Origin of the sequence: Thermotoga sp., from assembly GCF_021162145.1 — a bacterium.
Taxonomy (GTDB): domain Bacteria; phylum Thermotogota; class Thermotogae; order Thermotogales; family Thermotogaceae; genus Thermotoga.
In genome coordinates this window covers 1-3,932 of sequence record NZ_JAGGZH010000013.1, presented here as the reverse complement: position 1 = coordinate 3,932, position 3,932 = coordinate 1, and the positions used below count along the sequence as shown (strand labels likewise).

The window sequence follows — 3,932 nt, the reverse complement described above, 5'->3', positions numbered from 1 at the left end:
GTTCATCCCTCCTTCTCTAGGAATCAAAAAGAGAGCCCCAATGGGCTCTCTAGATGTATATTTTTTTCGTTTTAAATTCTATCACAACTATCTACCCTGTTCAAACAATCATTCTACTACCTCCTGATTCTCATAAGTTGGTATCCAGAACCAGTGTGGATCACAGCTGTGAGTCTCCATGAATCCTTTCTCGTGCTCGGTGTATTTAACTTTCCATCAATCTCTGCAAGCTTTTTCACGAAGGTACGCGAATTTTCCACCGGAGCGATTGGATCGTCTTCCACATATCGGTATCGCCGCTGCGAAGAGATCAGGAAAATTCATGATAGCACTCCAGGTGCCGTATCTTTCCATGGAAAGGCCTGTGATGTAGATTCGTTTTTCGCCTATGTTGTGTTGTTTAGAAGCTTTTTGATGATCTTTATAACGGCAAGGAGAGGTTTTTCTGGATCGACGGGATTTGTTCTATTAGTGAAGAGCGTAGACCAGCTGGTGTTCGGCGGGCACTGAGGAACGAGAACAAAACACGGATGAACCACTTGGTACCTCGGCTGTGCCCAGATGATGACACCACGATCTCCCGCAAATTGTAGATAGTTGTCTGTTCCTCTTTCACCAGCTCTGTGCGGGAAAACTACCAGCGAGTACTTTTTATCTGGATCTATGTCTTTCTGAACGAAGAGCCTGTAAGGTATTTCGATTCCTGTCTCTGGATCCTTAAAAGTAAAGAGAAGAAAATCATCGATGATGAGATGTTTCTCGTCTATTTTTTCTAATGTGAAAAGTTCCACCTTGTTTCCGTTCACGTCTATGATAGGAACAAGTTGTGAGACGATGTAGTTCAATTTTACATGGGTGTTGAGAAACGTTTCTGGATTGAACACAAATGTACTTTAGGTCCTCAGGTAAGAGTTCCAGGATCACGAATCTCCCACGATTGCTAAAGATGTTGAAGGAGAGATAACCGGTGTTGTTTGTATACACCTTCGTGATCGTCCTTGAAGAGTAGGAATCACCTGGTTTTATTTTGACCGTAGAGTAATCTGTGGAAAGCTTTGATCCATCGATTTCAGAAGGGTGCTCAACCACAACAGCACATACTTTTTCCCCTTCTGGAAGGACTTTGGTGGCGAGGACAATTCTCATATGTTTCAAATAATGATACCATCCAATCCTTTGGATGACCATCCTTGGAGACGAAAGCAGTTGTAACTCAAAGAAAACATGAGAATTCAAACGATAATCCCAAATAATTCATCGTATTTGTCCATAGATTCTAAAAATAACCATTAATCGTGTTTGTATTTTCTGCGACAAAACGCTATAATTTCTTTCTGAGGAAGATAGAACGCAACTTTTTCATTGGGAGGCGTTCTTGTGAACAAAAAACTCAATCCCAGATCTATGAAACGAGAAAACAAAAGAATGATCTTGAGGTATCTGATAGAAAGCGGTCCACACAGTAGAACAGAGATCGCAGAAAAGACAGGTCTTGCTCAGAGTGCGATATGGAGAATTACCGAGGAATTGATGAACGAAGGATTGATCGAGGAAAAGGGAATGGCAACTGGTCGGAGAAGGCGAGCTGTAACCTATGGACCAACAAGATCATTCGTTACAGCGATCATATACAACGTGGAGGTCCTTGAAACGCTTGTGGCTGTCGGTTTTTTGGATGGTGCCTGGAGGATTGTTGAGAGGTTTTCCACTCCAAAAAGCTTCGAAAAATTCAAGCAAAGAGTGTTTTCCTCTTACGAAAACATTCTTAAAACTCATACGTTGAACGAGAGTATCACGAAGGTGGTTTTCTCCCTTCCAGGAATCGTGAACACCAAAAAGAAATTTTTGATCCACGCCCCCAACCTTGGCTGGAGAGATGTCGATTTTCGAGAAGAATTCAAAAATTTGGAAATGGACATCCTGGTGGAAAACGATTCGAACCTTTCTTTGCTCGCCGAAGAGTTCTTTTCTCAAGACGTGAAAGACTCCAGTGTTTCATTCTTTCTCTACTTTGGTGAAGGTATAGGAGGAGCGATTTCTGTCAACAGGAAAATCGTCAGAGGCGAGAATTTCGCTGCAGGTGAAATTGGTCACGTCGTCTTGGATATCTCAAGTGACAAAGAAGTGGAAGATTTCCTCTCCATATCGAGGCTCGTCGCCGAAGTGGAAAAACAGACAAGCCTTCGGGGAGAGTTTCTTGAGGAGAAGTTTCGCCATCTCAAGAGATTGTGGTTTTCTGGAGAAGAGCGCGTAAGAAAAATCATGGAAAATTATCTTCGCTGTGTGGCAGTTGTCCTAAAAAACGTGATCTACTTTTTGAACCCGGGTGTGATCGTTCTTGGAGGAATCGTGAACGACCTGTGGGAAACGTTTGGCTCCTTCATAAAAAGAGAGCTCGACAGAATTACAGAAAAAGAGATAGCGTTCGTTGTAATAAGGGACACCATCTTTAAGGAAGTGCCTCCTTCGCTGGTTGGAGGGAATATTTACGTGATCGAAGAATTTTTGAAGAATGTGAATTAATCCATCCTATATGAGGAGGTGTCATTATGAAACGGTTTGTTGTGTTGCTTTTGGTCCTCGTGGCTCTGTCCAGTTTGATGGCCCAAGTTTCTCTGCCACGTGAAGATACCGTTTACATTGGTGGAGCTCTCTGGGGACCTGCTACAACTTGGAACCTTTACGCACCGCAGTCCACATGGGGTACAGATCACTTCATGTATCTTCCGGCTTTCCAGTATGATCTTGGAAGGGACGCATGGATTCCCGTTATCGCAGAAAGGTACGAATTCGTGGATGACAAGACTCTGAGAATCTACATCAGGCCTGAGGCAAGATGGAGCGATGGAGTACCGATCACTGCGGAAGATTTCGTCTACGCACTGGAGTTGACAAAAGAACTTGGCATAGGACCTGGCAGTGGATGGGACACCTACATTGAGTACGTGAAGGCTGTAGACACCAAAGTAGTCGAATTCAAGGCAAAAGAAGAGAACCTTAATTATTTCCAGTTCCTCACTTACTCTCTGGGAGCCCAGCCAATGCCCAAGCACGTTTACGAGAGAGTAAGAGCTCAGATGAATATAAAAGATTGGGTCAACGACAAACCTGAAGAACAGGTTGTTTCCGGTCCGTACAAACTTTACTACTACGATCCCAACATCGTTGTGTACCAGAGAATCGATGACTGGTGGGGTAAAGACATATTCGGACTTCCAAGACCTAAGTACTTGGCTCACGTCATCTACAAAGACAACCCGAGCGCGAGTCTGGCGTTTGAGAGAGGAGACATCGACTGGAACGGTCTCTTCATCCCAAGCGTGTGGGAGCTCTGGGAGAAGAAAGGTCTTCCGATCGGAACATGGTACAGTAAAGAACCCTACTTCATTCCTGATGGTGTGGGATTCGTGTATATCAACAACACCAAACCAGGTCTGAATGATCCCGCCGTCAGAAAAGCGATCGCTTATGCCATTCCGTACAACGAAATGCTCAAGAAGGCATACTTCGGATATGGAAGCCAGGCTCATCCTTCTATGGTCATAGACTTGTTTGAACCTTACAAGCAGTACATAGACTACGACCTTGCAAAGAAGACTTTCGAAACAGAAGATGGAAGGGTGCCATTCGATCTCGAGATGGCTAGCAAGATCCTGGACGAAGCGGGGTATAAAAAAGGACCAGATGGTGTGAGAGTAGGTCCTGATGGAACAAAACTCGGACCGTATACGATCTCTGTTCCGTATGGATGGACAGACTGGATGATGATGTGTGAGATGATCGCGAAGAACCTGAGAAGCATCGGAATCGATGTGAAAACAGAATTCCCAGACTACTCTGTCTGGGCTGACAGAATGACAAAAGGAACCTTTGACCTCATCATCTCTTGGAGCGTTGGACCTAGCTTCGATCATCCGTTCAATATCTACAGG

General features: G+C 44.2%; 4 protein-coding genes and 1 pseudogene. 2 read left to right on the top strand and 3 right to left on the bottom strand.

The window, feature by feature from the left end; genetic code table 11:
• Positions 1-216 precede the first annotated feature (216 nt).
• The 3 genes and pseudogenes from J7K79_RS00975 to J7K79_RS00965 form a co-directional block, all read right to left on the bottom strand.
• A complete protein-coding gene (locus J7K79_RS00975) occupies positions 217-354 on the bottom strand; it encodes a hypothetical protein (RefSeq protein WP_296904181.1) in 138 nt (45 codons plus the stop codon).
• Between the two features lie 32 nt (positions 355-386).
• Positions 387-884 carry a hypothetical protein gene (locus J7K79_RS00970; RefSeq protein ID WP_296904183.1) on the bottom strand — a complete coding sequence of 166 codons (498 nt, stop codon included), beginning with the start codon at positions 882-884 and terminating at the stop codon, positions 387-389.
• Positions 885-900: 16 nt separating this feature from the next.
• Positions 901-1,146: pseudogene (locus J7K79_RS00965) on the bottom strand (phospholipase); the annotation flags it as partial.
• Between the two features lie 231 nt (positions 1,147-1,377).
• Here J7K79_RS00965 and J7K79_RS00960 point away from each other — a divergent pair.
• Both J7K79_RS00960 and J7K79_RS00955 read left to right on the top strand, forming a co-directional pair.
• The gene (locus J7K79_RS00960; protein ID WP_296904180.1) at positions 1,378-2,523 is read left to right on the top strand and encodes an ROK family transcriptional regulator; all 1,146 of its coding nucleotides are present in this window, start codon (positions 1,378-1,380) and stop codon (positions 2,521-2,523) included.
• A gap of 26 nt (positions 2,524-2,549) precedes the next feature.
• Positions 2,550-3,932: ABC transporter substrate-binding protein (locus J7K79_RS00955; RefSeq protein ID WP_296904178.1), on the top strand; the 1,383-nt coding region annotated here is incomplete at its 3' end.

What these genes read in the sequence shown, in the direction of transcription:
- J7K79_RS00975 (WP_296904181.1), bottom strand. Translation starts at nt 354, where the DNA reads ATGGAAAGATACGGCACCTGGAGTGCTATCATGAATTTTCCTGATCTC.